Raw genomic sequence first — 24,075 nt, forward strand, 5'->3', positions numbered from 1 at the left:
AAAGTCATGGGTTGAATCACGGCGTAATGAGCCTCCTCTCAAGTGCGCTGCAAAAGGGTGACCGACACCGCCCGGCCCAGGGCAGTGCTATGTTGCAAAGCCGTACGGGCACCGGCAATTTGCCTGCCGTCAGCCATGTCGCGCAGTTGCCAGACCAACTCGACCAGTTGCGCCAACCCGGTGGCACCCGGGGCGTGACCACGTCCCAGCAAGCCACCCGATGGGCACACCGCATTCATCTGTCCTTTCAAGCGGTGTCCTTGCTGCACGAATCGATCGATCTCGTCCTCCCGGCAAAAACCCAGCGCGGCGCTACTGACCATGAAGTCGCCGACGCTTTGGTCGTGCAGTTCAACCACATCGATGTCTTCCGCACCGAGGCCCGCCTGCTGATAGGCCAACTGCGCGACTCGTCGGGTAGTCGCCTGTCCGAGCACATCCAGCACGCAACCCGCTTCCTGCTCTGAAGCGCTGTCACTGCCCCTGACACTGGCCAGCACGGTGACGTCCGCCCGAGCGCCGAAGCGCAGGGCGAAGGCCGGGGTACAGAGCAGGATGGCCGCCGCACCGCAGGCGGGCGGGCACAGATAAGGCGGGAGCCAGTCGTCGCGATCCGGCATGCGGTTCAATACGGCATAGGGATTGCGCCCAGCCTGGGCCCGTGCCCGCTCAATCACTTGATCGAAGCTGCTTTGAGCAATGCCCATGCGTGTCAATAACCAGCGGGTTTGGGCAGCGAACAGCAGCGCCGGTTGTTGTCGACGCTCGATAAAGCCGATGGGGTTTTCATCCAGCCTGACCGTTGCCGACTCATCGTGAGCGTGATCTTTCAAACCGAAAAACTCACGATTGGAGATGTGTGCCGGCATGCACTCGACACCCACCAACAGGACACATTCAGCCTGGCCGCACAGCAGGCTATTGCGGGCCAGATGGAAAGCACTACTGGCCGACGCACAGCCATCGCCGAGGCTGAAAGTCGGCACCCCCGAGTAGCCAATCTGCGACAACATTTGCTCGGCGATACCGGCTTCTGCGTGTACGCAGGAAGTAAACACCTGGTCGACCAGGTCATAGTCGATCCGCGCATCGGCCAGCGCCGCACGGATGGCTTGCCCCGCCAACGCCGCATGACTGTCAGAGCCACCCAGCGGTAGAAACGGCACCATTGCTGCACCGGCGATCAGCACTTTTACAGACATAAACCTGCTCCCACTCACCGATACGTTGGTGCTTTTGTGGATTCAGACTATTGCGAAGTCGAAAAGCGTACCCCCCCATTGACTGGGGGGGTGGCTGGAAATCGGATTAGGGGGGGAGTTAAAGGATGATCCGAACGGATCACCTCGGGTGGTGAGTTCGCATCAGCTCGCTGTCTCGAGAATTCCCAGCATGTATGCGCGCGCGACTACATGCTGTCTTGTACCGGCCTGGAATTTTCCAAACAGGTTTTTCAAGTGCCACTTCACGGTTTCCTCGCCGACATTCAGCGCCAGGGCGATTTGCTTGTTGGACAGGTTGCGAGCCAATAACTGCAACACCTCGCGTTCCTTGGGCGTCAGGAGACGACTCGCGGACACGCTCAATGGGGTGGATTCCGGTCGCGCAACAGGTGCGGGCGTAGAGGTCGTCGCAAGCAATGGGACCGTTTCACCCTGGAGCGTCCGCTCCCATTTGATCAGGTCCGGATGGGTGTCCTGCACCACACGCAACATACCGTTTTCTTGCGCGAGGCTGACAGCCTCCAGCAAATAGTCAGTACCGCCCTGTCCGGTCGCCCTGAGTGCCAGTGCCCTGAGCAGCTTGATCTGCACGATGTCTCGCCCACGACGCAGGTATTCGGCTGTTTCACTAACCTTGTCCAGCACCGCCAGCATCGCCTCCCAATCACGTTGGGCCAGTAAGGCATAAGCGTTGGCTACCCCGGCCAGCAAGTCCAGCTCCGGACCCAGCAACCCTGCTCGCTCACGGGTAATAACTGGCGTGAAACTGTCCAGCCGTCGCCATAATGCCTGACAGGTATCACTGCGTCCCTGCAAGGCATGCAGGCGTATTTGTTCTCCCAGGGAGGCAATGCAAAATCGTGGGATATTTCGCTCTTCTCCAAGGGCGAATAACGCCTCGAGCAGATCCTGCCCGCGATGCCCCTGCCCCTGGAGTGAGGCCAGTCGAGAGGCGGCGAGGAAACCCTGCACAATCGCATCGGGAGAGGCCAATCGCTCAACGATATCCAGCCTGTTCGCCAGCACCGTAGCGGTCTCCTGGACTTCCCCCTGTTCCAGCAACACCGTCGCCAGAGCGCTCGCTAACATGACCGCCACCGGACTGCGCCGACCGATGTCCCGTTCGGCATGCAACAGGCTGTCGTGCAACGCCGTACGCGCCGACACCATTCGACCCTCGTATAAATAAGCAAGACCGACCACCCACTCGCCATACCCGCGAATGGCATCAAGGCCAGGACTACCCGCGTAACGCGGTGCTCGCTGAAGGATTCGCCGGGCTTTCTCCGGTTGTCCCTGCAACAGCGTCAGCCGGGCGATCTGGCTCGCGACAATGGCTTGCACCTTGATTGAGAATGAAGGCAATCGATCGACCCAAGGCATGATGAGTTCATGCGATTGATCCGGATGGTCCGCAAAGTAGGCAGCGGCGGCGGCGATGGCGGCCGCTTCACAGCGTGTCGCCTCGTCGGCGGACGGATGCTGTTCAATAGCCGCAATCAATTGCGCCGCTTCTGCCTGACGCTCTCCCATGGCTAATGTCCAGGCCGCCGCCAGGCAGATGCGCGGATGCGACAACACGTCAGCGGGACCAAGCTCCTCGACCCACTCCAGCACCCGACTGAACTGCCCTTGCAACATGACTTCGTACAGGCAATTGCCGATCAACGTATAGGCCGGTTGGGGCATGCCGGCCAACAGATATTGCCGGGCGGCCTGCTCCAGGAAACCGTGGTGCTCCAGCCACACAGCGCCGCGCCGGTGATAACCCTGACGTTCCTCCACCGACAAGTCGGCAAAGCGGCCAAGCAGAAATTCCCGCGCCAATGGATGGATGCGCACCCAGTCACTGTCGATACTTTCAACAAAAATCGGTGTCGAGGCACACAGTTCCTTCAGCAATTCACCCGAGCGAGCGTTGCCCGTCAGCGCCTCGCATAACAAGGGCTGGACCATTTCCAACACTGCAATGCCGGTCAGAAAGCGAACCTGCTCCTCCCGAAGATGTGCGAGCAAACTGTCGACGAAATAACGCTGGATGTCCCCCAGACAAGTCGACAGTTCTTCGACTGCCGCACTCCGATTCGAGCTCTTCTCCAACGCCGAAATCGCTAATTGCAGGCCGAGCGGCCAGCCTTCGGTTATCTCGTGCAGCCGCACGCAGAGGTCGGCATCAACCCTTGCGCCGAAACGGTCATTGAGGATGGCGATCGCCTCTTCCACATTCAGTCGTAAAGCCGCAGTCATGATCGTCGTGAAAAGCCCTCTTGCCGCGAGGTCCGTCACTTGCAGATTCAACCGTGTGCGAGAGGCCATGATGATGCGCAAATTGGCTGGCGCGTTGTGCAACAGGTACGTCAGGGAGTAACGGATCGTCAGCTTGGGCAAGGTATCCGCTTCATCCAGAATCAATACGGTTTCACTACCCAGATCAGCCACTTCCGCCAACCATTGCGTCAGCCCTTCCTGTTCGTCACGCCCCAGTCCCGCAATAGGCTCGAATGCGCGGGCAAACGACGGCCGACCGCTGCCAATGGCCATGGCAACTCCCAGCCCCTGGACAAAACGCGCGCCATCATCCTGTGCATCCAGCGTCATCCAGGCCACCACGGCGCCGTGAGACAAACATTCACGGCGCCATTGGGTCAGCAGAAAGGTTTTGCCGAAGCCTGCCGGCGCTTGGACGGCGATCACCACTTTGTCTGTCAGTTCCTGGGTATGAATACCCAGGCGGCTTCGTATCCGTGCTGATTTCTGACTACGCGGCGGCGTCGTTTTGAGGATCAGTTGGGGCTCTATGCAGTCCATTGTTTCAGACCTGAGTGGTTGAGAGACGCTTACCCAAGGAGCGTCTGAAGGTCCCTGGATACAGTTCCAAACGGTCGAACACTACCATGGAATAGCCCGAGGGCTTGAACCCCGGTGCAATCCAACGCAAGCCGCTTGCGTACTTTCGGTGCAGTGACCTGCTCGCCACGCCAAAGTATCCGCTACCTTCCAGCCAGGGCTCTGTATTCGGCCGGTGTACTGGCGTGCGCAACTTTGAACGCTGCAGTCAGGTGGCTCTGAGAGCTGAAGCCACACTCCAGTGCCACATGCAAAATAGGGAGATCGGTCTGCATGAGCAGATCACGCGCATGTTCGAGTCGTAGATTCATCACATAGCGATGGGGTGGCATACCCATGGCGCGCTGAAACAGCCGTCGGAAATGAGCCGGGCTGACACCCGCCTGGTCAGCCAGCGTGCTGATCGAGAGTTCCTGCCCCAGATGCTCGCGAATGTAGACCAGTACGGTATGCAGGCGCGCCAGATGAATATGCGGCGGATAAATACCTCGGCTCACGTCAACTCGCAGCGCACGATACACCTGCTCAAGCATGACCATGGCCAATCTTGCCATGAACCCCTGATCAGCCCCTTTCCCAAGGCTTAGCTCATCCATCAATTGCCGGGCCGCAGCACTCACCAAGCCATCACTGAGGGGCAATGGTGCCTGCGCGCCAGCGCATAGCTCACGCAATTGTCGAAACACGCCATCCGTGCGCTCGGGCAGATAAAAAACCGCGAAATCAATGCTGCCGGAATAGTGCCATTGAGTGGCACAACCTGCAGGCAGCAGCATTGACAAGCGGGGCATCGAGGTTGAGCGCAATTCGCCCCCTGCCCCCTCATCCGCCCGCGAGCCACCGAACTGGGTCAACAGGGCCATGAAGTCAACCGGCGGGACGGATAGATCAGTCGTATGCAAGAAGTAGCGCTCCGCATACAAGGGGATTTCACTGCACACCAGGCCGCCCAGCAAGGGCAATCCCAGTGTTTCATGGACCTGTTGTTGCGGATTCATGGGCATCTCGGGATGAGCATATTTTGACAAATATGACCGCTTTTCAGGTGAGTTGTCGATGTCGGGAAGAACAATAATCACCCGAATTTCCGCCGCTCGCATAAGTGCGAGACAGATCGATCACAACTCCAGGCGAGGCCTTCACAATGATCACATTGCACGAAACCCTGCGATTGCCTGCCGTCGGTCTGACTGGCTTTGAAACGCCGCTGACCGAAGAAGAGCGCGCCATACAGCAGACGGTGCATCAGTTTGCCAAACACGTACTACGCCCCATCGGCCGGGAGCTCGACAAAATGAGTGCCGCCGACGTGTGCGCACCAGACTCGCCATTCTGGTCGGTGTTTCAAGAGGCGGCGAAGCTCGGTATCGAGCCAGCTTTCTTCTCTCAGTTCGAACCCCAGACCGCCGTTCGTCTTGAGTCACTGATCGGCGAGGAAATGGGGTGGGGCGATGCCGGCCTGGGGATTTCCCTGGTTGTCTGCGGTGCTCCCTTGCAAATGGCCATGGCCGCCGGCAATCAGGAGCTCGTAGAGCTCTGCACGGGCAAGATCGGCTGCTGGATGGTGACTCACCCGGACAAAGGCAGCGATCTCATGATCTACGACATGAAGCGCGAATGGCCGCCCGGACAGGAAGGCAATAAGGGCAGCCTCTGCGCCAAAGTCGGCAAGGACGAGATCGTTATCAATGGCCAATGTTCGGCCTGGTTTTCAAACGGTGCCGTGGCGCAAGTCGCGCTGGCTCACATGACCGCTGACTATGGTGACGGCTACTTCGATGCCGATGGCAGGCCCCACGGCGTAGCTGTGATCATCCCGCTCGACCTGCCCGGTATTTCACGCGGCAAGCCGCTGGACAAAATCGGTCAGCGCGCCCTGCCACAGGGTGAAATCTATTTCAGCAACGTGAAAATACCACGCCGCTTTGCCGTCGCCCTGAAAGATCAATATTACGGCAACCAATCCTCGGCCTGGTCCTACGCCGGTACGCATATGTCGCAGGTGTTCACCGGCGTCGCCCGCTCGGCCTTCGAAATGGCTTTGCAGTATTGCCATGAACGCAAACAGGGCGGCCAATTGCTGATCGACCATCAGCTCACACGCTACCGCCTGGGCGACATGATGCGCCGCGTCGAACTGGCGCGCGGCGTCGCTCGGCGGTCACTGGCCTATGCGCGTTTGTCACCGTGCGCTCACCCCTACGCGACAGCTTCAGCAAAGGTAACAGTCACCGAAGAGTGCATGAAGGTTGCCAGCGAGGCACTGCAGCTGTTCGGTGGCGCGGTCACCTCGCGCGAATACCCGATCGAAAAAATCTTCCGCGATGCCCGCTCTGCACTGATCGAGGATGGTGAGAACACCATCATCACGATGCGTGTTGGCCTCCTGTGCCAACAGCTCTATGCCGAAGGCTGGTCACAGAATTGATGCATGCAGCTACCCAAAACCCGAAAAACAAGAGACGCAAAAAATGGCTAAATTTCCCGTAGTTGTCTATGGCGCCAGTGGCTACACCGGCATGCTGACCATGGACTGGCTGATCGACCAGAACATCCCTTTCACCGCTGTGGCGCGCGATGCCAAGCGCGCGCAGGAAATGATGGCGCAACGTGTGGTACGCCTGGAGTCCGCGACCTATGAAATCATCGAGGCCGAGCACAACGTCGAATCGCTGAGCGCCGCCTTCAAGGGGGCCAAAGTGGTCTGCAACACCGTTGGCCCCTTCGTCAACTTCGGTCTGACCACCGTCGAGGCCGCGCTCAAGGCCGGCTGCCACCACATAGATACCACCGGCGAGCAAAGCTACGTCCGTCAGGTTCGCGAGCAATTTGGCGAGCTCTATCGTCAGGCTGGCCTGCTGGTTTCGCCATCGCTGTCCTACATGTTCAGCTTCTCCGAGATCGCCGCCGAACTGGCGCTGGAAACCCCCGGCATCGACGTGCTGGAAACCGCCGCCCTGTGCCGCGGCCCGCGTGATGTCGCCGGGGTCAGCCTGGGCTCGGCGGCCTCGATTTTCGAATTGTTCCACCGGGAGCAGTTCTACCTGTGGGAAAACAAGCTGGTGCAGCACCCAGCCACCGCTTCGTTCAACATTGTCGACCCCAACTTCATGCAGCCGGTTTTCTGCCTGCCTTGGGGGGGAACCTCGCTGCCAATTTACTTCGAGCATGATCCGCGCGTGCGCGCCTGCACCTCCGCGGTCGGTTTCTACGACAACAATGTGATGCCGATGGTGCATGGCCTGAGCCAGAAGTGGGAAGCGCAATACAAGCACTTGTCCAAGGAGCAGCAGGACGCGGTGGTGAAGAGCCTGGTAGAGGCCACCACGCCGAGCATGCCGCCCCGCGAACGCACCACCTTGCAACGCAGCGTCGACATCGCTATCGGCCGCGGTCACCTGTCCGCCGTGCGCGCTACCGTGCATGGCGTCACACCCTATATTTCCACCGGTGCCCTACAGGCCGCGGCGGCGATCAGGCTGCTCGACGACGACACCAACAAGGTCGGCTTCGCTTCTGGCTCCAAGGCTTTTGGACACCGCTATCTGCTCGGCTTCCTGGAAGAACGCGGCCTGGCCCGTGCCACCGTTACCAAACTCTGATTACCGGCACAGGAACCACTTATGGCCATCATCGACTTTTACGATCGCGGCTGGGGCATCAACCCTGCCGGGGTCGCCTACATCCAGGGCGAGCGCGCTTACACCTTCAACGAAATCGGCGAGCTCTCGTGTCGCATCGCCAACAAGCTGCTCGCACTGGGCTTGCCGAAGGAAACCAAGGGTGCCGTCTGGTCAGGTAACGACGTCACCGCCTGGGCCTGCACACTGGGTCTATGGCGCGCCAACATGACCTGGATTCCAGTCAATGCGCGCAACTCGAGCGAAGAGAATCACTACATCCTCGACGCATTCGACTGCGAGGTGATGTTCTACCAGAACGATTTCGCGCAAATCATCGCCGAGCTACGGTCCAGGCTGCCTAAGATCAAACACTGGATCTGTATCGATGCCGATGCTGTCGATGCACCTTCGTTGGAACTATGGAGTGCCGGCCAGCCGGCGAGCCGTCCCGAAGTCGCTTATGACATGGACGACGTGGTGGCGGTCTCACCCACTGGTGGAACAACGGGCACGCCAAAGGGCGTGATGAACACCCACCGCAGCGTGCAGACGTTCATCGCTCACTTCATGCTGACCTGTGCTTATCGCAATGGTGAAAAGCCGGTGAATATGGCCGCCGCACCGATGACCCACACTGCCGGCCTGTTGTCCGTACCCTGCACGGCGCAAGGTGGCACTGTCGTGGTCATTACCAAACCCGATCCGGCATTGATGTTGAACGCCATTGCGCAGCACAGGGTCAGCGAGCTCTTTCTGCCGCCAACGGTGATCTACAGGCTGTTGGAAATTCCCGGTATCGAGACGCTGGATTTCTCCTCGGTGAAGTACCTGATGTACGGCGCGGCGCCCATGTCGGTAGACAAGCTGAAGAAAGCTATCGAGATTTTCGGCCCGGTCATGACCGGCGGCTATGGTCAGACCGAAGCACCGGCCAGCATCGCCAACTTTCGTCCTGACGAGCATCTGGTGGGTGACCAATTCGCCGACGACGAACGCCTGTCCTCGGTCGGCCGCCCTAACCCGCTGGTCCGCGTCGAAGTGATGAGCGACACCCACCAGATCCTGCCGCGCGGTGAAACCGGTGAAATATGCGTGCGCGGCGACCTGATCATGAAGGGTTACTACAAGCAGCCGGAGAAGACCGCCGAGACCATCGTCGACGGTTGGCTGCATACCGGCGACATCGGCCATATCGATGCCGAAGGCTATCTGCACCTCACCGATCGCAAAAAGGACATGATCATTTCCGGCGGCTTCAACGTCTATCCCAGCCAGGTCGAGCAAGTGCTGTGGGGACATCCGGCCGTTCAGGACTGCGCCGTGATTGGCGTGCCCGATGAAAAATGGGGCGAGGCCGTCAAGGCCGTGGTCGAGCTCAACCCAGGCCAGGAAACCACCGAGCAGGAGCTTATCGAGCTGTGCAAGGCCAGGCTAGGCAGCGTGATGGCACCGAAGTCGGTCGACTTCACTACCAGCCTGCCACGTAGTCCGGTGGGCAAGGTGCTGAAAAAAGAACTGCGTCAGCCGTATTGGAAAAACGCGGCCCGCAAGATCTGACACAACCGCAGATCTCAGGCCCGTCGAACGACCCGATCGGAAAAAAATCGAGTCGTTCTCAACCTCGGCCTGCACGTGGCCGAGATACGCCTGCCTGAACCTGGTAACGACCAGCAACTTCAGTAAGCCGCTGCCCAGGCGCACCCAACGTCAACCACGCCGTGGGGTGCGAACTGGACACTGACCCACTGAATATAAGGAATTTTCAATGAGCAATATCTATATCGCCGGCATCGCCATGACCGTCTTCGGTCGCCACATCGAACGCAGCCTCGACGACTTGGCACGTGAGGCTTTCCAGGGCGCATTGAAGGACGCCCACTGCACTGCCGCCGATCTCGATATCGCGTTTTATGCCGGCATGACCAATGGTCCATTGCAAGGTCAGCTCTCGATCCCAGGTCAGGTCGTGTTCAGCAAGATCGGTATTGAAGGCATTCCTATCTATAACATCGAGAATGCCTGCGCTTCGGGTAGCTCAGCCTTCAATTTGGCCGTGCAAAGTCTCAAGGCCGGTACAGCCAGTATCGCGCTGGCGTTGGGTGCGGAAAAGATGAACATCCCGGATAAACTGAAGGCCCTCTCGCTGTTCGAGGCTGGTTGGGACGTATCTCGAGCCGAAGAGAATTATCAGACGCTGGTGAAAATGGGCGAAGGCGTGGTGCCGCCTGCCGGGTCGGAATCGGACAAGCCTTACAGTAAGTTCATGGCCATCTATGCCGCATTGTGCCGCCAGCATATGAAAACCTACGGCACCACGCAGCGGCAGATCGCAGCGGTGTCGGCGAAAAACCACACTCACTCGGTCCATAACCCCTACTCGCAATTTCGCAAAGCCTTCGGTATCGACGAAATCCTTGCCGCCCCTCCGATCACCTACCCGCTCACCCTGCCAATGTGCGCGCCGCTGTCGGACGGCGCAGCAGCAGCCATCCTGTGCACCGAGGAAGGACTCGCACGCATCGGTGCCGACAGGAGCCGCTGCATCAAGGTAGCGGCCAGCGTCATCCGTAGCTTCAGCCATCGCCGGCTCGATCAGCCGGAACTGAACGTCGGTCGCCTGGCCGCTAATCAGGCCTATGAACAGGCGGGCCTGGGGCCGCAAGACATGCATGTCGCCGAAGTCCATGACGCCTCGGCGATGGGCGAAATCATTCAGGTCGAAAACCTGGGCCTGGTCCCGTTCGGTCAGGGCGGACCTGCGGCTGAACGTGGCGAATTCACGCTGGGCGGGCGCATCCCGGTCAATACCTCAGGTGGCTTGGAATCGAAAGGCCATCCACTCGGCGCTACCGGGATCGGACAACTCTACGAACTTGTTACGCAACTGCGCGGAGAGGCTGGCGCACGCCAGGTATATGGCGCACGCCATGCAATCCAGGAGAACGGCGGCGGTTTGCAGGGTATTGAGGAGGCAGCCGTCGCGATCCACATTCTCAGCAAATAGTTCTTGTCAGAAAAATTTGTAGTGGCCAAACCAATCAAAACAAGAAGGATAAAAAACATGTTCCAAAACAAAGTAGTCGTCATCACCGGCGCAGGATCAGGCATTGGTCGGGAGTTGGCTATCCAGATGGTGGAAGCTGGCGCGCACGTCGCCCTGTCGGACATCAACCAGGTTGGTCTCGACAAAACCATGAAGCTATTGCCTGACGCCAGTAAAGCGAAAGGTTACCTCCTGGACGTATCGTCCTGGGACGCCTTCCAGGCCCATGCCGACGAGGTAAAGCGAGATTTTGGCACGGCGCACTTCGTCATCAATAACGCAGGTGCCGCAGTCATCGGGACAGTTGCCAACACCTCCATCGATGAGTACGAGTGGCAACTCGGTATCAACCTGTGGGGCGTGCTGTACGGCACCAAAGCGTTCCTGCCGATGATGCAGGCCCAGCGGGAAGGCTGCATCGTCAACATTTCCAGCGTATTTGGCCTGGTAGGTTTCCCGATGCAAAGCGCTTACAACATGTCGAAGTTCGCCGTACGTGGTCTGACCGAAGCACTATGGTCGGAACTTGAGGGCAGCGGCGTGCGCGCCGTGTGTGTGCACCCTGGCGGAATCAAAACCAATATTGAAAAGGCCGGACGACGCTGTAAAGCCGCCGGTAGTACAGAAGAAAGGTTCAAAGCGCTTGCCGACAAGATGCTACTGACGCCTGCGGCAGATTGTGCCGGCGACATCATCAAGGGGCTGCGCAAAGGAACCAAACGCATTATCACAGGGAACAAGTCGAGCACCTTGTTCTGGATAAGCAGGCTGTTCCCCAATAGCTATCCGGCATTACTCAAGCTGCTTGGCTGAGACCTAAAAGTTACAAGATGTCTCTGCATGGTGCGAGGCGTCAACACCTCTCAGGAATAACTCCATGACCGACAGTTATACACGCAAGCTGTTTATTTCTGCCGCCTGCTTCAACGTATTCGCAGGTCTTCCATTACTCGTAGCCCTACAACCCGTAGCTGCACTGTTGGGGCTGCAAATTACCCCTACCTCAACCCTCTTCATTCAACTCACCACGTGCCTGGTTATCATATTCGGCTGGGCCTATTGGATGATCGCTCGCGATCCGCTGCAGTATCGTCCCTATATCCTGCTCGGGATAATCCTGAAAGTACTGTTTGTTGTGGTGGTATATGGTCACTGGCTGACGGGCAGCATCCCCTGGCCATTGCCAGTAGCGGCATCGGGTGACATCGTCTATGCATTACTGTTCTGGCGTTATTACGTATGCGTCCGGCCATCATGCCTTGCGTAACTAAACCGGTTGCCACTGATGCGGCAGTAACTGATCGATTTCACTCGCCCGCTGCGTCGGCAGGTGTGTGAGAACATCCTTCAGAGGCATACGGATCATGACCATTCAGCCGCGCCGATTGGATCATATTTATGATCACGGCCGCGCGTTTACCGCTGCAAAACGAACCTGCGAAGAGCCAGTTTTATGTCCAAGAACCCAAGGGCGGATCTGGTTCTGGGCCCAATTGTTGTCAATTGGGCCGGCCCCGCCATTGACGTAGTGTGACAGCGCTGCCCACCGTTTCAGGCTGTAATTGAGCGCCTTATTGATGGCCGTGCCTTCGGGCGTCAGGTGACACTGGGCGATCATCCATGCATGCAGCATATCCATCGCCGGTACGGCTAAATAGCGTAAATTTTCTCCAGCCTTGTTCATGAGACGACTGCCAGATAAGGCATCAATTCACGCGAACGCAGTGAGGATTCCACTCAGAGCCAGTCGTTTTGTAGGGGTAAAAACGATCAAAAATAAAAAAGGGTCGCGAGATAAAATCTCGCAACCCTTTGAATTATATGGTCGGGACGGAGTGATTCGAACACTCGACCCCTAGCACCCCATGCACGCAGAACTCTAGCAAACCCTTGGTACATGGTTGATTTCTATGGCGCTCGCTGCAATCGAATAGCTATAGATCAACATAGAGTCACGACAAGTCACGCAACCCATTTCCCTCCACCGGCGCCCTGCCGAACGAATACCACTCCAAATCCCCCTGCTGCGCTGAAAACTCCACGGAGGATTCGCGATGCCAAATTCTGACCTACTCCCTTCCCTTCTTTTCAAGATCAATGAAAAACCAGCTCGCCCTCGAGGCAGCCATCATGGAGCTATCAAACTGGGCGGAGGCTCGCGGCTCGGCAGACGTTGCCGATAACGTCCGCGGCGCCCTGGACACAATCGACCGCAACGAAGAGTTCATAAAAATGACGCTGGCGGTGCTTTTGACGCCAGAATGAGTCTGGATATGGCGGATTACCACGGACACTACGCCATGGTCCGATGACCAACCGTTTGCATTCGCGCTGACCAACTGTTTACAGTTGAGGGGTGTCAGCGGGTGCCGCCGATGCCCCCAACCTTGCTGGCGACCGTTAAATGAAATCATTGCTTCATCCAGCCAGGGCTGTCGCTCTGGTGTTTCTGGCCGCAATACTCGTCGGCAGCGGCCTTCTGATGCTCCCGATATCCCACGCCGAAGGTAGTGCTGCACCCTGGCTGACTGCATTCTTTACAGCAGTATCGGCCGTATGCGTTACCGGGTTGGTAGTGGTGGATACCGGCACTTACTGGTCAACCTTTGGTCAGTCGGTGATTCTGCTGCTATTCCAGCTAGGGGGCTTCGGCATGATGACTGTGGCGACCTTGCTGGGCTTGATGGTCAATAGCTCCTTTCGTCTGCGCACCAAAATGATCGCCCAGTTCGAGTCACGCTCATTGAGGTTGGGCGACATTGCCAGTGTGGCCAAACTGGTGCTTGTGGTGACGTTTGCCCTGGAACTCATTATCGCGCTCTCGCTCACCCTCCGATTACATTTGGCTTATGACTTGCCATGGGCTGAAGCAGCGTGGAGCGGTCTGTTTCATGCCGTATCGGCATTCAATAACGCGGGCTTCTCCATCCACCCGGACAGCCTGGTGCGCTACGCCACAGATGTATTTATCTTGCTACCGGTCATGACCGCGATTGTTATCGGCGGTATCGGCTTTCCCGTCCTGCATGACTTGCGTAACAAATTGAACGATCCCCGTCATTGGTCACTGCATACCAAGCTCACTCTGATTGGCACGGCAGTACTGTTGCTGGGTGGCTTTTTCAGTTTGCTGATGTTTGAGTGGTCCAACTCGACAACACTCGGCCCGATGCCGTTGGCTGATAAAGTTCTCTCCGCGGCATTTGCTTCTGTTTCTGCACGGACAGCCGGGTTTAATTCAATTGATATCGGCATGCTGACCCATGAGAGTTGGGCAGTGCACTACTTTCTGATGTTTGTAGGGGGCGGTAGTGCGGGAACCGCTGGGGGTGTCAAGGTCGGTACCGCCGCTATCCTCGTCATATTGATCATTGCTGAAATTCGAGGCCGCAGTGACAGTGAGGCATTTGGCCGGAGAGTCGGCGCCTCAGCACAACGCCAAGCCATCACGGTGCTCGTACTGAGCAGCGCCATGATTGTGCTGGGGACGCTGGTTATCTTGCGCGAAACTGACTTCCCCACCGACCAGGTTATCTTCGAAGTCATCTCTGCGTTTGGCACGGTCGGCCTGTCCACCGGAATCACTGGCAATCTGCCTGAGACAAGTCAGTTGATGCTGACTCTGCTGATGTATGTCGGACGGGTTGGCACTATTACGCTTGCGGCGTCACTGGCTCTGGGCGAGCACCGCATGCCCTATCGCTATCCAGAGGAGCACCCAATTGTTGGCTAAGTTTCTGTTTACAGAGCAGTTTTCTTTTTCCAAAGGCGATAGCGTTGTGGTGATCGGCCTCGGTCGCTTCGGTGGCTCTGTGGCCCAATCGTTAATGCGGTTGGGCCATGACGTCATGGGCATCGACCGGGATGCTGAACCTGTCCATGAGTGGGCTGATCTCTTGACTCACACCGTCCAGGCCGACTCCACCAACCTCATGGTCTTGCGCCAACTAGGCACTGCCGATTTTGCCCATGCCATTGTAGGTATTGGTACCGACCTGGCGGCCAGCCTGATGACCATCATGGCCTTGACCGAGCTGGGCATCCAGGATATCTGGGTCAAAGCACTGACTGCCGAACATGGACATCTTGCTCAACGTATTGGTGCCCATCACGTTGTCTACCCGGAGGCGGATATGGGAGAGCGTGTCGCGCACCTCATTACCGGGCGGATGATTGATTTCATCGAGTTCGATGACGGCTTTGCAATCGCCAAAATTCACGCCCCGCTGCCGACTCAAAACAACACACTTGCCAATGCCAGTATTCGTGAAAAATATGGTGTAACGGTCGTAGGGCTCAAGCGCGCCAACGAAGACTTCCAGCATGCCACACCTGACACCCTGATCCTGCCGGGCGATTTACTCATTGTCTCGGGCTCGACTCATCTGATCCAGAAATTCGCGGGCCGCTCAAAATGATTAGAGGGACCTCCTGACAGCCCCGCGTGAGTCGTGCTGGCCTAGATAAATCTGTGCGTGCGCTTGGCGGTCGTCACTACAGCGCGTGCTGGTTCAGTCGAATGCAAACGGTTGGTCAGCACGAATGCAATGGACTGGTCAGTGGCAATGCAAATGGGTGGCCAAGTCCATGCAATTGCGCGCAGCATTTCTGCTGTCGAAAAGGGCATATCCCAGACAGCAAGTAAGCGGCTGGTGAACTACCAGCAGATAGGAAACGATTCGCACCTACGACGACCCACGGTGCTGCGATGGTGGTTCTCTAGCAACCAACTCGAGATTTCCATATGAAACCCAATCCGCCAATCGATAACGCACTACGCGTCGCGTTGGTTACAGGATCCACTTCCGGTATCGGCGCAGCCATTGCACGTGCACTGAGCCAGGCAGGCTATGCGGTGGTCCTCCATTCGCGACACTCTGCGGATACGGGTCGCGCTATGGCTGCCGAATGAAACAGGCTATCTACGTGCAAGCTGATCTTGCTTTTGAAGCTGACAGGGTCAGGCTTGTTAACGAGGCGATCGCCGCGTGGGGTCAGCTCGACGTATTGGTCAATAACGCCGGCATCAGCAGAGTTATTCCGCACAGCGACCTTGCCTCGGCCAATTCGGCGGTGTGGTACGAACTTAACGAAATCAATGTGGTGGCGCCGTTCCACCTAGTCGCACTGGCCAAATCGGCATTGCGCGATGCCGCCCGTTACCGTCGAGCAGGTAGCGTCGTAAACATCAGTTCGCATGCTGGTGTCCGCCCTAAGGACCATCCCTTTCAAGGTCTTCGGTAAAATCCCCTGAAATTTCATTTTGGGATACCCAAACGATGTGGGCCGATGTTCTAGCGCGTTTCGAGAAAAAGGCACCTGCCAGCGTCATGGCCAAATTGGCGCTGGAGCAGGCTATTGCCCCTGAGTGGATCGATCAGGTGTTCGAAGAACATCGGCAACGGCAGTATTCTCGTGAGCTATTGTTCTCGACCATCATCAAGCTGATGTCCCTTGTTTCATTGGGCTTGAAGCCATCCCGGCACGCCGCCGCGCGGCAGCTGGAAGACCTTCCTGTCAGCCTGACGGCCCTCTACGACAAGATCAGTCGTACCGAGCCGGCTCTGTTGCGCGCCCTGGTGACGGGCTGTGCACAGCGCCTGGCCCCAACCATCAGGGAGCTGGGTTGCACGGCGATGCTGCCGGGATGGCAGGTTCGGGTAGTGGACGGTAATCACTTGGCATCCACTGAAAAACGACTGGGGGCTTTACGTCACGAGCGCGGCGCCGCCCGTCCCGGTTTTTCGGTGGTGGCCTACGACCCCGACCTGGATCAGGTCATCGACCTTCAGGCGTGTGAAGATGCCTACGCAAGCGAGCGTGTTTGTGTTCTGCCGCTATTGGCCAATGCCGAGCCGGGCCAAGTGTGGTTGACTGATCGACTCTATTGCACTCTCCCGGTTATGGAGGCTTGTGAGCAGGTCCAGACCTCCTTTGTCATTCGTCAGCAAGCCAAGCATCCACGCTTGATTCAAGAGAGTGAGTGGCAGGAGCCAGTGCCTGTGGAAACAGGCACTGTGCGTGAGCAGATCATTCAGGTCAGAGGCGGTTACCAATGTCGGCGTGTCGAACTGACGCTTCATTCGCCAACGGATTCGGGTGACAGCAGCTTGATGTTCTGGAGCAACCTGCCCCAGAGCGTCAGTGCACAGCAGATCGCGGATCTCTATCGCCGTCGCTGGAGCATTGAAGGAATGTTTCAGCGACTGGAAGCGATCCTGGAAAGTGAAATCGAAACCCTTGGCAGCCCAAAGGCTGCCTTACTCGGGTTCGCTACTGTGGTATTGGCCTACAACGTCCTGGCCGTCCTCAAACGCAGCGTCGAGCAAGCTCATCGGGATACTCAGCCTGAAGGATGGGAAGCCTCGATTTACCACTTGGCGGTTCAGGTCAGGAGTGGATATGAGGGAATGCAGATTGCGCTGCCCTCGGAATATCTTCCCGTCATTCCTTTGGAAAAACTGGCTCAGCGCTTATTGGCGTTGGCCAGAAACATCCACCCCAAACAAGTTGCGAAAAGCCCCCGTGGCCCCAAAGTGCCCAAGCCCAAGACATGGGTTCAAGGCACCGCAGTGCATGCACATGTATCAACGGACCGGGTGATCAAGGCTGCGAAAACGAAAAGACTTTGAAAGGGATGGCCGTAAGGGCGGAACCCTAAGTAGCCGTTACCGCAGCAACGGATATACCTCCCCCCCCAAAAAAATCAGCGCAATTGCAGCGGATCCACCAACCCCGCCGCAATGGCCATCCCCACCAGGTCCGGCAGGGTCTGGGCCTGCATGCGCTTCATCACCCGCGACCGGTACAGGTCGACCGTCTTGGCGCTGACCCCCAGTTGCTCGGCGATTTCCCGGGTGGTGTAACCCTGCACCAACGGCAGCAACACATCGCGCTCCCGTGGGGTCAACGTCTGCAGGCGCGCCTGCAAGGCCTGGTGCTCCTGGTTACCGGAGCGGCCGGCCGCGCCATTGCTCAACGCTTGCTGCACACTGTCCAGCAGCAATTGCTCGTTGTAGGGCTTCTCGATGAAGTCATGGGCCCCGGCCTTGAAGGCGCGCACCACAATCGGCACATCGGCGTGGCCACTGACAAAAATGATCGGCAGGTTGAGCTCGCGCTGACGCATTTCTTCCTGCACGTTCAAGCCGCCCATGCCGGGCATGCGCACGTCGAGCAAGACGCAGGCGTCGAGACTGGCATCGCAGGCATTGAGAAACTCGACCCCACTGGTAAACGGCAAGGCCTTGAGCCCCACCGACTCCAGCAGCCAGACCGTTGAATCGAGCATGCCCTGGTCATCGTCGACCACATACACCACGTGTTCTGTCGCACCCGCCATTACATTATTCCTGAGGTTGTCTGGTTGGGCCGGCCAGCGGCAAGCGGCAGCTCATCAGCAAGCCGACGGCCTGGCGCCGGGCTTCGAGCTCGCCACCAAAGCCTTCGATGATGCTGCGGCTCATGGACAGGCCGAGGCCCAGCCCGTCGGCCTTGCTGGTGTAGAACGGGGTGAACAGCTGCGCCAGTTGCGATTCGCTGACACCTGGCCCCTGGTCATGCACCGTGATCTCGACGTTGGCCGCGCTGCCCTGTTGTGCCGCCAACAGGATCAACGAAGGCTGGCCGGGATGGTGCTCGCGGTTGGCATCGATGGCATTGCGCAACAGATTGAGCAACACCTGCTCCAGCAACACCCGGTCGGCATACACGGGCGGCAGATTATCCGGCAGGCGATCCTCGATTGTCACTTGCCAATTGCTCGCCTCCCAGGCGCACAAACGCACGGCGCCGCGCGCCACCTCGGCAAAATCCAGGGCCTGCATGCGCCGTTGGCCCTTGCGCAGAAACGCTCGCAGGCGGCTGATCACTTGCGAGGCATGGGTGGCGTGATGGGTGATGCGCTGCAAGCCCTGGGCAACTTTTTGCGCAGCCTGGGGATTGCTCTCCAGGCTCTGCAAATAGCGCTGGCTGGCATTGGCATAATTGACCACGGCCGCCAGCGGTTGATTGATTTCGTGGGCAATCCCGGAGGCCAGTTCGCCCAGGGTCACCACCCGCGCGGTGTGCGCCAGTTCGTCCTGATGCCGGCGCTGCTGAGCTTCGCGCAGTTCCCGTTCGGTCATGTCCCGCGCCACCAACGAGTAGTAGCGCTCGCCCCCGGCCGAACGGTGGGCCAGCAGCACCAGCGACACCGGCACCGAACCGGTGCCGGTCAAGGGTTGCAGGCGCGCATCGCCGCTCCACACGCCATCGCGCTCGGCGCTGCTCCAGCCGTCACGCTGCAGCCGCGCCAGGTCGCCACTGGCAAACAGCGCGGCCAGCTCCGGCAGCGGTTGTGAGTCGGCGATCCCGAGCAGGCGTCGGGCCGCCGGATTGAGGTAAGTCACCTGCCCCTGCGGGTCGATGAACAACACCGGATCGGTGTTGACCTCGACCACCTCGGCCAGGCGTCGCTTGTTCTCCTCGGCCTGCACCCGGGCGGTGATGTCCCGGGACACGCTGACCACTTCGACCACCGCCCCGGTGTAGGTTTCGCGGATCGCCCGGCTGGCGGTTTCGAACCACAGGTAATGGCCGTCACAGTGGCGGATGCGGTAGGTCATGGTGTGATAACCGTCCTGCTCCAGCGCATCCCGCGCCCGCTGCACCAGGCTGTGCAGGTCCTGCTCGTGGAACAGGCTACGGGCCAGGCGCCCGCGCAATTGTTCCGGCCAGTAGCCCAAAAGGGTCCAGGACGCCGGCGAGGCGTCGAGAAAGCGCCCGTCCGGGGTATGCCGGGAAATCAGGTCGGTGGTGTTCTCGATGATCAAGCGATAGAGGCGACGGGCCGTGGCCGCTTCGCGCGCGGCCAGCACCTGGGTGGTGGCGTCGCGACAGCGGGCGAGCACTCGCTGGTCCTGGGGATCGGGGATAAAGGTCCAGATCAGGATCTGCGCCTGGCACTGCGCCTCGACCCCGTCGATGGCGCGCTGTTGCGCAAGGCAGGCGCGCACCAGTTCGCGATGATTGACCGGGAGCAAGCCCGGCACCTCAGCCAGCGGCTTGTCCTCCAGCAGGGCCAACAGCGCCGCGTTGCATTCCAGCGTCCGGCCCTGGGCATCGAGCAGCAGGCTCGGCTGCGGATCGTGGCCCAACAGCGGTGAAGCGCGCAGCGTGCCGTTGATGCTGTGCAACAGGGTCGTCAGCAGGTCATGGACCCAGCCCAGCCAGTCGAGGCTGACGCCCTCGCACACTTCAATCAGCAACAGCCCCGGCTGCCCCGCTTGCAACGCCAGCTCGAACACCTGGCCATGGCGGATGGCGGCCCGGCGCAGGCGCCCGGCCAGCCAGCAATCGAGGTGCCGCACCTGGGCCAGATCCAGGCGCCCGACCTGCTGCAGGTGTTCGAACAACCGCTGATCGCTGGCCAGCGCCGGATCGCCCTGACCCGGCGGAAAATGCCGGGCAGCGCCGGCGTGGCTGTACAGGCGTGCCTCGGGTTGCCAGCTCAGGTAGAACGCCCGGCGCACTTCGGGACAATCCTGCAACGCACGGCACAAGGCATCGGCTCGCGCAGCCAGGGGCACACCCTCGCGCTGCAGGCGCAACCAGCTGTGCAATCGAACGGGAGTGTGGGTCATTGCAGGTCTACTTCATCCGGGGCGGCCAGCATATACCGGTCATGGCTTGGGAAGAAACAAATATAGTATATATACTATAGTGCTTAGGTTTAACTTCCATATGTATCGACGAATGTTATATAAAGTCTACCGGACCCAAGAGATGACCCAGGCCGCCGCGCCCCAGGGACATCCGTAGAGCTAACAATCAGCCATCGAGAATCCGTCATGTCGATTTATGAACAAGGGCTCAGCCCTGCCCCGGTCAATCACATTGCCTTGTCGCCCCTGAGCTTCATTGAGCGCACTGCCAGCATCTACCCCCACTACCCCGCCGTGATCCATGGCTCGATCCGCCGTACCTGGGCGCAGACCTACGACCGTTGCCGCCGCCTGGCTTCTGCCCTGGCCGGACGCGGGATCGGCCAGGGCGATACCGTGGCGGTGATGCTGCCGAACATTCCCGAGATGCTCGAAGTGCATTTCGGCATACCGATGATCGGTGCCGTGCTCAACCCGCTCAACGTGCGCCTGGATGCCGAAGCCATCGCCTTCATGCTCCAGCATGGCGAAGCCCGTGTGCTGATCACCGACCGTGAGTTCCACGGGGTGATCCACGCGGCGCTGGGCATGCTCGATCACCCACCGCTGGTGATCGACGTCAATGATCCGGAGTACGGTGAAGGCGAGGCCGTCAGCGAGCTGGACTATGAAGCGTTGTTGGCCGAAGGCGACCCCGACTTTGCCTGGCAGTGGCCGGCGGACGAATGGCAGGCCATTTCGCTGAACTACACCTCCGGCACCACCGGCAATCCCAAGGGCGTGGTGTACCACCATCGCGGGGCTTACCTGAACTCCCTGGGCAACCAGATGACCTGGTCCATCGGCAACCACCCGGTGTACCTCTGGACCCTGCCGATGTTCCATTGCAACGGTTGGTGCTACCCCTGGACCATCACCGCACTGGCCGGCGTGCACGTGTTCCTGCGCCGGGTCGATCCGCAGCGCATCCTCAACCTGATCCGCGAGCACCAGGTCACGCACCTGTGCGGCGCGCCCATCGTGCTCAACGCGCTGGTCAACATGCCCGAGTCGGCGAAGGCGGCCATCGATCATCCGGTCAACGCCATGGTCGCCGGTGCCGCACCGCCGGCCAAGGTGATTGGCGCTGTGGAAGAAATGGGCATCAAGGTCACCCACGTCTATGGCCTGACCGAAACCTATGGCCCGGTGACGCTGTGTGCCTGGCATACCGAGTGGGACGAACTGGACCTGGATGAACGGGCGCAGATCAAATCCCGCCAGGGGGTGCGCTACCCGACGCTGGAAGGGGTAATGGTCGGCGACTCGCGCACCCTGGCGCCGACCCCGCGCGACGGCCAGACCATCGGTGAAGTGTTCATGCGCGGCAACACGGTGATGAAGGGCTACCTGAAAAACCCCACCGCCACCGCCGAAGCGTTCGAAGGCGGCTGGTTCCACACCGGCGACCTGGCGGTGTGTCATCCCGATGGCTACATCGAGATCAAGGACCGGCTCAAGGACATCATCATTTCCGGCGGCGAGAACATTTCCACCATCGAACTGGAGGGCGTGCTCTATCGCCACCCCGGCGTGCTGGAAGCGGCCGTGGTCGCCCGCCCCGATGAGAAGTGGGGAGAAACCCCCTGCGCCTTCATCACCCTCAAGGCCGATCACCAGGACGTCAGCGAGGCCGACATCATCGGCTTCTGCCGCGACCACCTGGCCGGTTTCAAGGTCCCGCGCACCGTGGTCTTCACCCTGCTGCCGAAGACCTCCACCGGCAAGATCCAGAAGTACCTCCTGCGCGACCGGGCCCAGGCCCTGTAAACCAGGCTTTTGCTCCAGCCGTCCGGCGGCGGGCTGTAGACCCCCGCCGTGCCCACAGTCCCATTGAGGTTCACGTAATGCCCGAATTCAACGCCCCGTTGCGCGACATGCGCTTTGTCCTGCATGAAGTGTTCGACGCCCCGGCCTTGTGGGCGCGCCTGCCGGCCTTGGCCGAGACGGTCGACGCCGCCACCGCCGATGCCATTCTCGAGGAAGCGGCCAAAGTCACCGGCCAACTGATCGCCCCCTTGAATCGCAGTGGCGACGAACAAGGTGCCCAGTGGCACGACGGCCAGGTCAGCACCCCCGAGGGTTTCCAGCAGGCCTATGCCACCTACATCGAAGGCGGTTGGGTCGGCCTGTCCGGCAATCCCGACTTCGGCGGCATGGGCATGCCCAAGATGCTCGCCGTGCAGTTCGAGGAAATGCTCTACGCCGCCAACTCCAGCTTCGCCCTGTACTCCGCCCTGAGTTCCGGGGCCTGCCTGGCCCTGGATGCCCACGCCAGCGAGGCCCTCAAACGCCTCTACCTGCCGCCCCTGTATGAAGGCCGCTGGGCGGGCTCCATGTGCCTGACCGAAGCCCATGCCGGCACCGACCTGGGGATTGTCCGCAGTCGCGCCGAACCCCAGGCCGATGGCAGCTACCGGATCAGCGGCAGCAAGATCTTCATCACCGGGGGCGACCAGGACCTGACCGAAAACATCATTCACCTGGTCCTGGCCAAGCTGCCGGATGCACCGCCCGGTCCCAAGGGCCTCTCGCTGTTTGTGGTGCCCAAGGTGCTGGTCAACCCGGACGGCTCCCTCGGCGCGGCCAACGCGGTGAGCTGTGGTTCGATCGAACACAAGATGGGCATCAAGGCCTCGGCCACCTGCGTGATCAACTTCGACGGCGCCAGCGCCTGGCTGGTGGGCGAAGCCAACAAGGGCCTGGCGGCGATGTTCACCATGATGAACTACGAGCGTCTGTCCGTGGGTATCCAGGGCATTGGCTGCGCCGCGGCCTCGTACCAGAACGCGGTGGCCTACGCCCGTGACCGCCTGCAGGGTCGGGCCGCCAACGGGGCCAGTGCCCCGGACAAGGTCGCCGACCCGATCATCGTCCACCCCGATGTGCGCCGCATGCTGCTGAGCATCAAGGCCATGACCGAAGGCGGCCGGGCGTTCGCCAGTTATGTCGGGCAACAGTTGGACCTGGCGAAGTTTTCCCCCGACCCTGCCGAACAGGATCGCGCCCAGGCCCTGGTCGCCCTCCTGACTCCGGTGGCCAAGGCGTTCTTTACCGACACTGGCCTGGAAAGTTGCATCCACGGCCAGCAAGTGTTCGGCGGTCACGGCTACATCCGCGAGTGGGGCCAGGAGCAACTGGTGCGTGACGTGCGCATCGCACAGATCTACGAAGGCACCAATGGCATCCAGGCGCTGGACCTGCTCGGGCGCAAGGTGCTGGCCGACGGCGGCGTGACGTTGCGCCTGTTCACCGGCGAAATCCACCAGTTCGCCCAACAGCCCGATGCGCCCTACCGCGCGCAATTGATCGAGGCGGCGCACCGTCTGGAGGACCTCAGCGACTGGCTGGAAGACCAGGCCGCGAACAATCGCAACGAAATCGGCGCGGCCTCGGTGGAGTATCTGCACCTGTTCGGCTATGTCGCCTACGCCTGGCTCTGGGCACGCATGGCCCAGGTGGCGAAACAAAAGCTGCAGGACGACCCCGGGTTCTACGGCGCGAAGCTGGCCACTGCCAAGTTCTACATGCAGCGTCTGCTGCCCCGGGTGCTGGGCCTGGAGCAAGCGATTCGCGCCGGCAGCCAGCCCTTGTTCGACCTCAGCGCCGAACAGTTCTGAGTCGCCTCCCGCCCTCGCGGGGTCGGGGCAATGGGT

The 24,075-nt window shown here is 59.7% G+C and carries 16 protein-coding genes and 3 pseudogenes; 13 read left to right on the plus strand and 6 right to left on the minus strand.

Annotated elements, in window-relative coordinates; genetic code table 11:
• Window positions 1–38 precede the first annotated feature (38 nt).
• The 3 genes from AACY45_RS05470 to AACY45_RS05480 form a co-directional block, all read right to left on the minus strand.
• The gene (locus AACY45_RS05470) at window positions 39–1,202 is read right to left on the minus strand and encodes a thiolase C-terminal domain-containing protein (RefSeq protein ID WP_339544512.1); all 1,164 of its coding nucleotides are present in this window, start codon (window positions 1,200–1,202) and stop codon (window positions 39–41) included.
• Window positions 1,203–1,364: 162 nt separating this feature from the next.
• Entirely contained in the window at window positions 1,365–4,031 is a 2,667-nt protein-coding gene (locus AACY45_RS05475; protein ID WP_339544514.1) for a helix-turn-helix transcriptional regulator, read from the minus strand.
• A gap of 182 nt (window positions 4,032–4,213) precedes the next feature.
• Window positions 4,214–5,149, minus strand: coding sequence for an AraC family transcriptional regulator (locus AACY45_RS05480; RefSeq protein WP_339544515.1), 936 nt, complete (start codon window positions 5,147–5,149; stop codon window positions 4,214–4,216).
• A 65-nt stretch (window positions 5,150–5,214) separates the two neighbouring features.
• Between AACY45_RS05480 and AACY45_RS05485 the strand changes: the two genes are divergently transcribed.
• From AACY45_RS05485 to AACY45_RS05510, 6 genes are all read left to right on the plus strand, one after another.
• Complete coding sequence (locus AACY45_RS05485) at window positions 5,215–6,498, plus strand: acyl-CoA dehydrogenase family protein (RefSeq protein ID WP_339544516.1); 1,284 nt, start codon at window positions 5,215–5,217, stop codon at window positions 6,496–6,498.
• 43 nt (window positions 6,499–6,541) lie between these two features.
• Complete coding sequence (locus AACY45_RS05490; RefSeq protein WP_339544517.1) at window positions 6,542–7,672, plus strand: saccharopine dehydrogenase family protein; 1,131 nt, start codon at window positions 6,542–6,544, stop codon at window positions 7,670–7,672.
• A 21-nt stretch (window positions 7,673–7,693) separates the two neighbouring features.
• On the plus strand, window positions 7,694–9,250 hold the full coding sequence (locus AACY45_RS05495; protein ID WP_339544518.1) for an AMP-binding protein: 1,557 nt from the start codon (window positions 7,694–7,696) through the stop codon (window positions 9,248–9,250).
• 208 nt (window positions 9,251–9,458) lie between these two features.
• Window positions 9,459–10,697: a thiolase family protein gene (locus AACY45_RS05500; protein WP_339544519.1), complete on the plus strand. Its 1,239-nt coding sequence runs from the start codon at window positions 9,459–9,461 to the stop codon at window positions 10,695–10,697.
• Window positions 10,698–10,754: 57 nt separating this feature from the next.
• Window positions 10,755–11,549 carry an SDR family NAD(P)-dependent oxidoreductase gene (locus AACY45_RS05505; RefSeq protein ID WP_154860589.1) on the plus strand — a complete coding sequence of 265 codons (795 nt, stop codon included), beginning with the start codon at window positions 10,755–10,757 and terminating at the stop codon, window positions 11,547–11,549.
• Window positions 11,550–11,613: 64 nt separating this feature from the next.
• A complete protein-coding gene (locus tag AACY45_RS05510; protein WP_339544520.1) occupies window positions 11,614–12,003 on the plus strand; it encodes a hypothetical protein in 390 nt (129 codons plus the stop codon).
• Here the strand turns inward: AACY45_RS05510 and AACY45_RS05515 are convergent.
• Window positions 12,004–12,387 (minus strand): annotated as a pseudogene (locus tag AACY45_RS05515) (IS66 family transposase); the annotation flags it as partial. It lies immediately after the preceding gene.
• A gap of 403 nt (window positions 12,388–12,790) precedes the next feature.
• Here AACY45_RS05515 and AACY45_RS05520 point away from each other — a divergent pair.
• The 5 genes and pseudogenes from AACY45_RS05520 to AACY45_RS05540 all read left to right on the plus strand — a co-directional run bounded on the left by AACY45_RS05520 (window position 12,791) and on the right by AACY45_RS05540 (window position 17,368).
• A pseudogene (locus tag AACY45_RS05520) lies at window positions 12,791–13,001 on the plus strand (hypothetical protein).
• A 139-nt stretch (window positions 13,002–13,140) separates the two neighbouring features.
• A complete protein-coding gene (locus AACY45_RS05525; RefSeq protein WP_339544521.1) occupies window positions 13,141–14,469 on the plus strand; it encodes a TrkH family potassium uptake protein in 1,329 nt (442 codons plus the stop codon).
• Window positions 14,459–15,154, plus strand: a complete 696-nt coding sequence (locus AACY45_RS05530; RefSeq protein ID WP_339544522.1) for a potassium channel family protein — start codon at window positions 14,459–14,461, stop codon at window positions 15,152–15,154. Before AACY45_RS05525 ends, AACY45_RS05530 begins: the two co-directional genes overlap by 11 nt.
• Window positions 15,155–15,480: 326 nt before the next feature.
• Window positions 15,481–15,953, plus strand: a pseudogene (locus tag AACY45_RS05535) (SDR family NAD(P)-dependent oxidoreductase); the annotation flags it as partial.
• A gap of 113 nt (window positions 15,954–16,066) precedes the next feature.
• Window positions 16,067–17,368, plus strand: a complete 1,302-nt coding sequence (locus tag AACY45_RS05540; protein WP_339544640.1) for an IS4 family transposase — start codon at window positions 16,067–16,069, stop codon at window positions 17,366–17,368.
• A gap of 74 nt (window positions 17,369–17,442) precedes the next feature.
• On the opposite strand, the gene AACY45_RS05545 is transcribed toward AACY45_RS05540, so the two are convergent.
• Window positions 17,443–18,078, minus strand: a complete 636-nt coding sequence (locus AACY45_RS05545; RefSeq protein ID WP_339544523.1) for a response regulator transcription factor — start codon at window positions 18,076–18,078, stop codon at window positions 17,443–17,445.
• 4 nt (window positions 18,079–18,082) lie between these two features.
• Window positions 18,083–20,359 carry a PAS domain-containing sensor histidine kinase gene (locus tag AACY45_RS05550; RefSeq protein ID WP_339544524.1) on the minus strand — a complete coding sequence of 759 codons (2,277 nt, stop codon included), beginning with the start codon at window positions 20,357–20,359 and terminating at the stop codon, window positions 18,083–18,085.
• Between the two features lie 207 nt (window positions 20,360–20,566).
• Between AACY45_RS05550 and AACY45_RS05555 the strand changes: the two genes are divergently transcribed.
• Together AACY45_RS05555 and AACY45_RS05560 are read left to right on the plus strand one after the other, a co-directional pair.
• Window positions 20,567–22,189, plus strand: coding sequence for an acyl-CoA synthetase (locus tag AACY45_RS05555; RefSeq protein WP_339544525.1), 1,623 nt, complete (start codon window positions 20,567–20,569; stop codon window positions 22,187–22,189).
• 77 nt (window positions 22,190–22,266) lie between these two features.
• Window positions 22,267–24,039 (plus strand): acyl-CoA dehydrogenase C-terminal domain-containing protein, encoded by a 1,773-nt coding sequence (locus AACY45_RS05560; protein ID WP_339544526.1) that lies wholly within the window; start codon window positions 22,267–22,269, stop codon window positions 24,037–24,039.
• Window positions 24,040–24,075: the final 36 nt, after the last annotated feature.

Source organism: Pseudomonas sp. RA_35y_Pfl2_P32 (assembly GCF_963970735.1).
GTDB lineage: Bacteria > Pseudomonadota > Gammaproteobacteria > Pseudomonadales > Pseudomonadaceae > Aquipseudomonas.

Coding starts and splice junctions, on each gene's coding strand:
- AACY45_RS05505 (WP_154860589.1), top strand. CDS start 10,755: ATGTTCCAAAACAAAGTAGTCGTCATCACCGGCGCAGGATCAGGCATT.
- AACY45_RS05485 (WP_339544516.1), top strand. CDS start 5,215: ATGATCACATTGCACGAAACCCTGCGATTGCCTGCCGTCGGTCTGACT.
- AACY45_RS05545 (WP_339544523.1), bottom strand. CDS start 18,078: ATGGCGGGTGCGACAGAACACGTGGTGTATGTGGTCGACGATGACCAG.
- AACY45_RS05525 (WP_339544521.1), top strand. CDS start 13,141: ATGAAATCATTGCTTCATCCAGCCAGGGCTGTCGCTCTGGTGTTTCTG.
- AACY45_RS05510 (WP_339544520.1), top strand. CDS start 11,614: ATGACCGACAGTTATACACGCAAGCTGTTTATTTCTGCCGCCTGCTTC.
- AACY45_RS05490 (WP_339544517.1), top strand. CDS start 6,542: ATGGCTAAATTTCCCGTAGTTGTCTATGGCGCCAGTGGCTACACCGGC.
- AACY45_RS05475 (WP_339544514.1), bottom strand. CDS start 4,031: ATGGACTGCATAGAGCCCCAACTGATCCTCAAAACGACGCCGCCGCGT.
- AACY45_RS05560 (WP_339544526.1), top strand. CDS start 22,267: ATGCCCGAATTCAACGCCCCGTTGCGCGACATGCGCTTTGTCCTGCAT.
- AACY45_RS05470 (WP_339544512.1), bottom strand. CDS start 1,202: ATGTCTGTAAAAGTGCTGATCGCCGGTGCAGCAATGGTGCCGTTTCTA.
- AACY45_RS05495 (WP_339544518.1), top strand. CDS start 7,694: ATGGCCATCATCGACTTTTACGATCGCGGCTGGGGCATCAACCCTGCC.
- AACY45_RS05540 (WP_339544640.1), top strand. CDS start 16,067: ATGGCCAAATTGGCGCTGGAGCAGGCTATTGCCCCTGAGTGGATCGAT.
- AACY45_RS05555 (WP_339544525.1), top strand. CDS start 20,567: ATGTCGATTTATGAACAAGGGCTCAGCCCTGCCCCGGTCAATCACATT.
- AACY45_RS05550 (WP_339544524.1), bottom strand. CDS start 20,359: ATGACCCACACTCCCGTTCGATTGCACAGCTGGTTGCGCCTGCAGCGC.
- AACY45_RS05500 (WP_339544519.1), top strand. CDS start 9,459: ATGAGCAATATCTATATCGCCGGCATCGCCATGACCGTCTTCGGTCGC.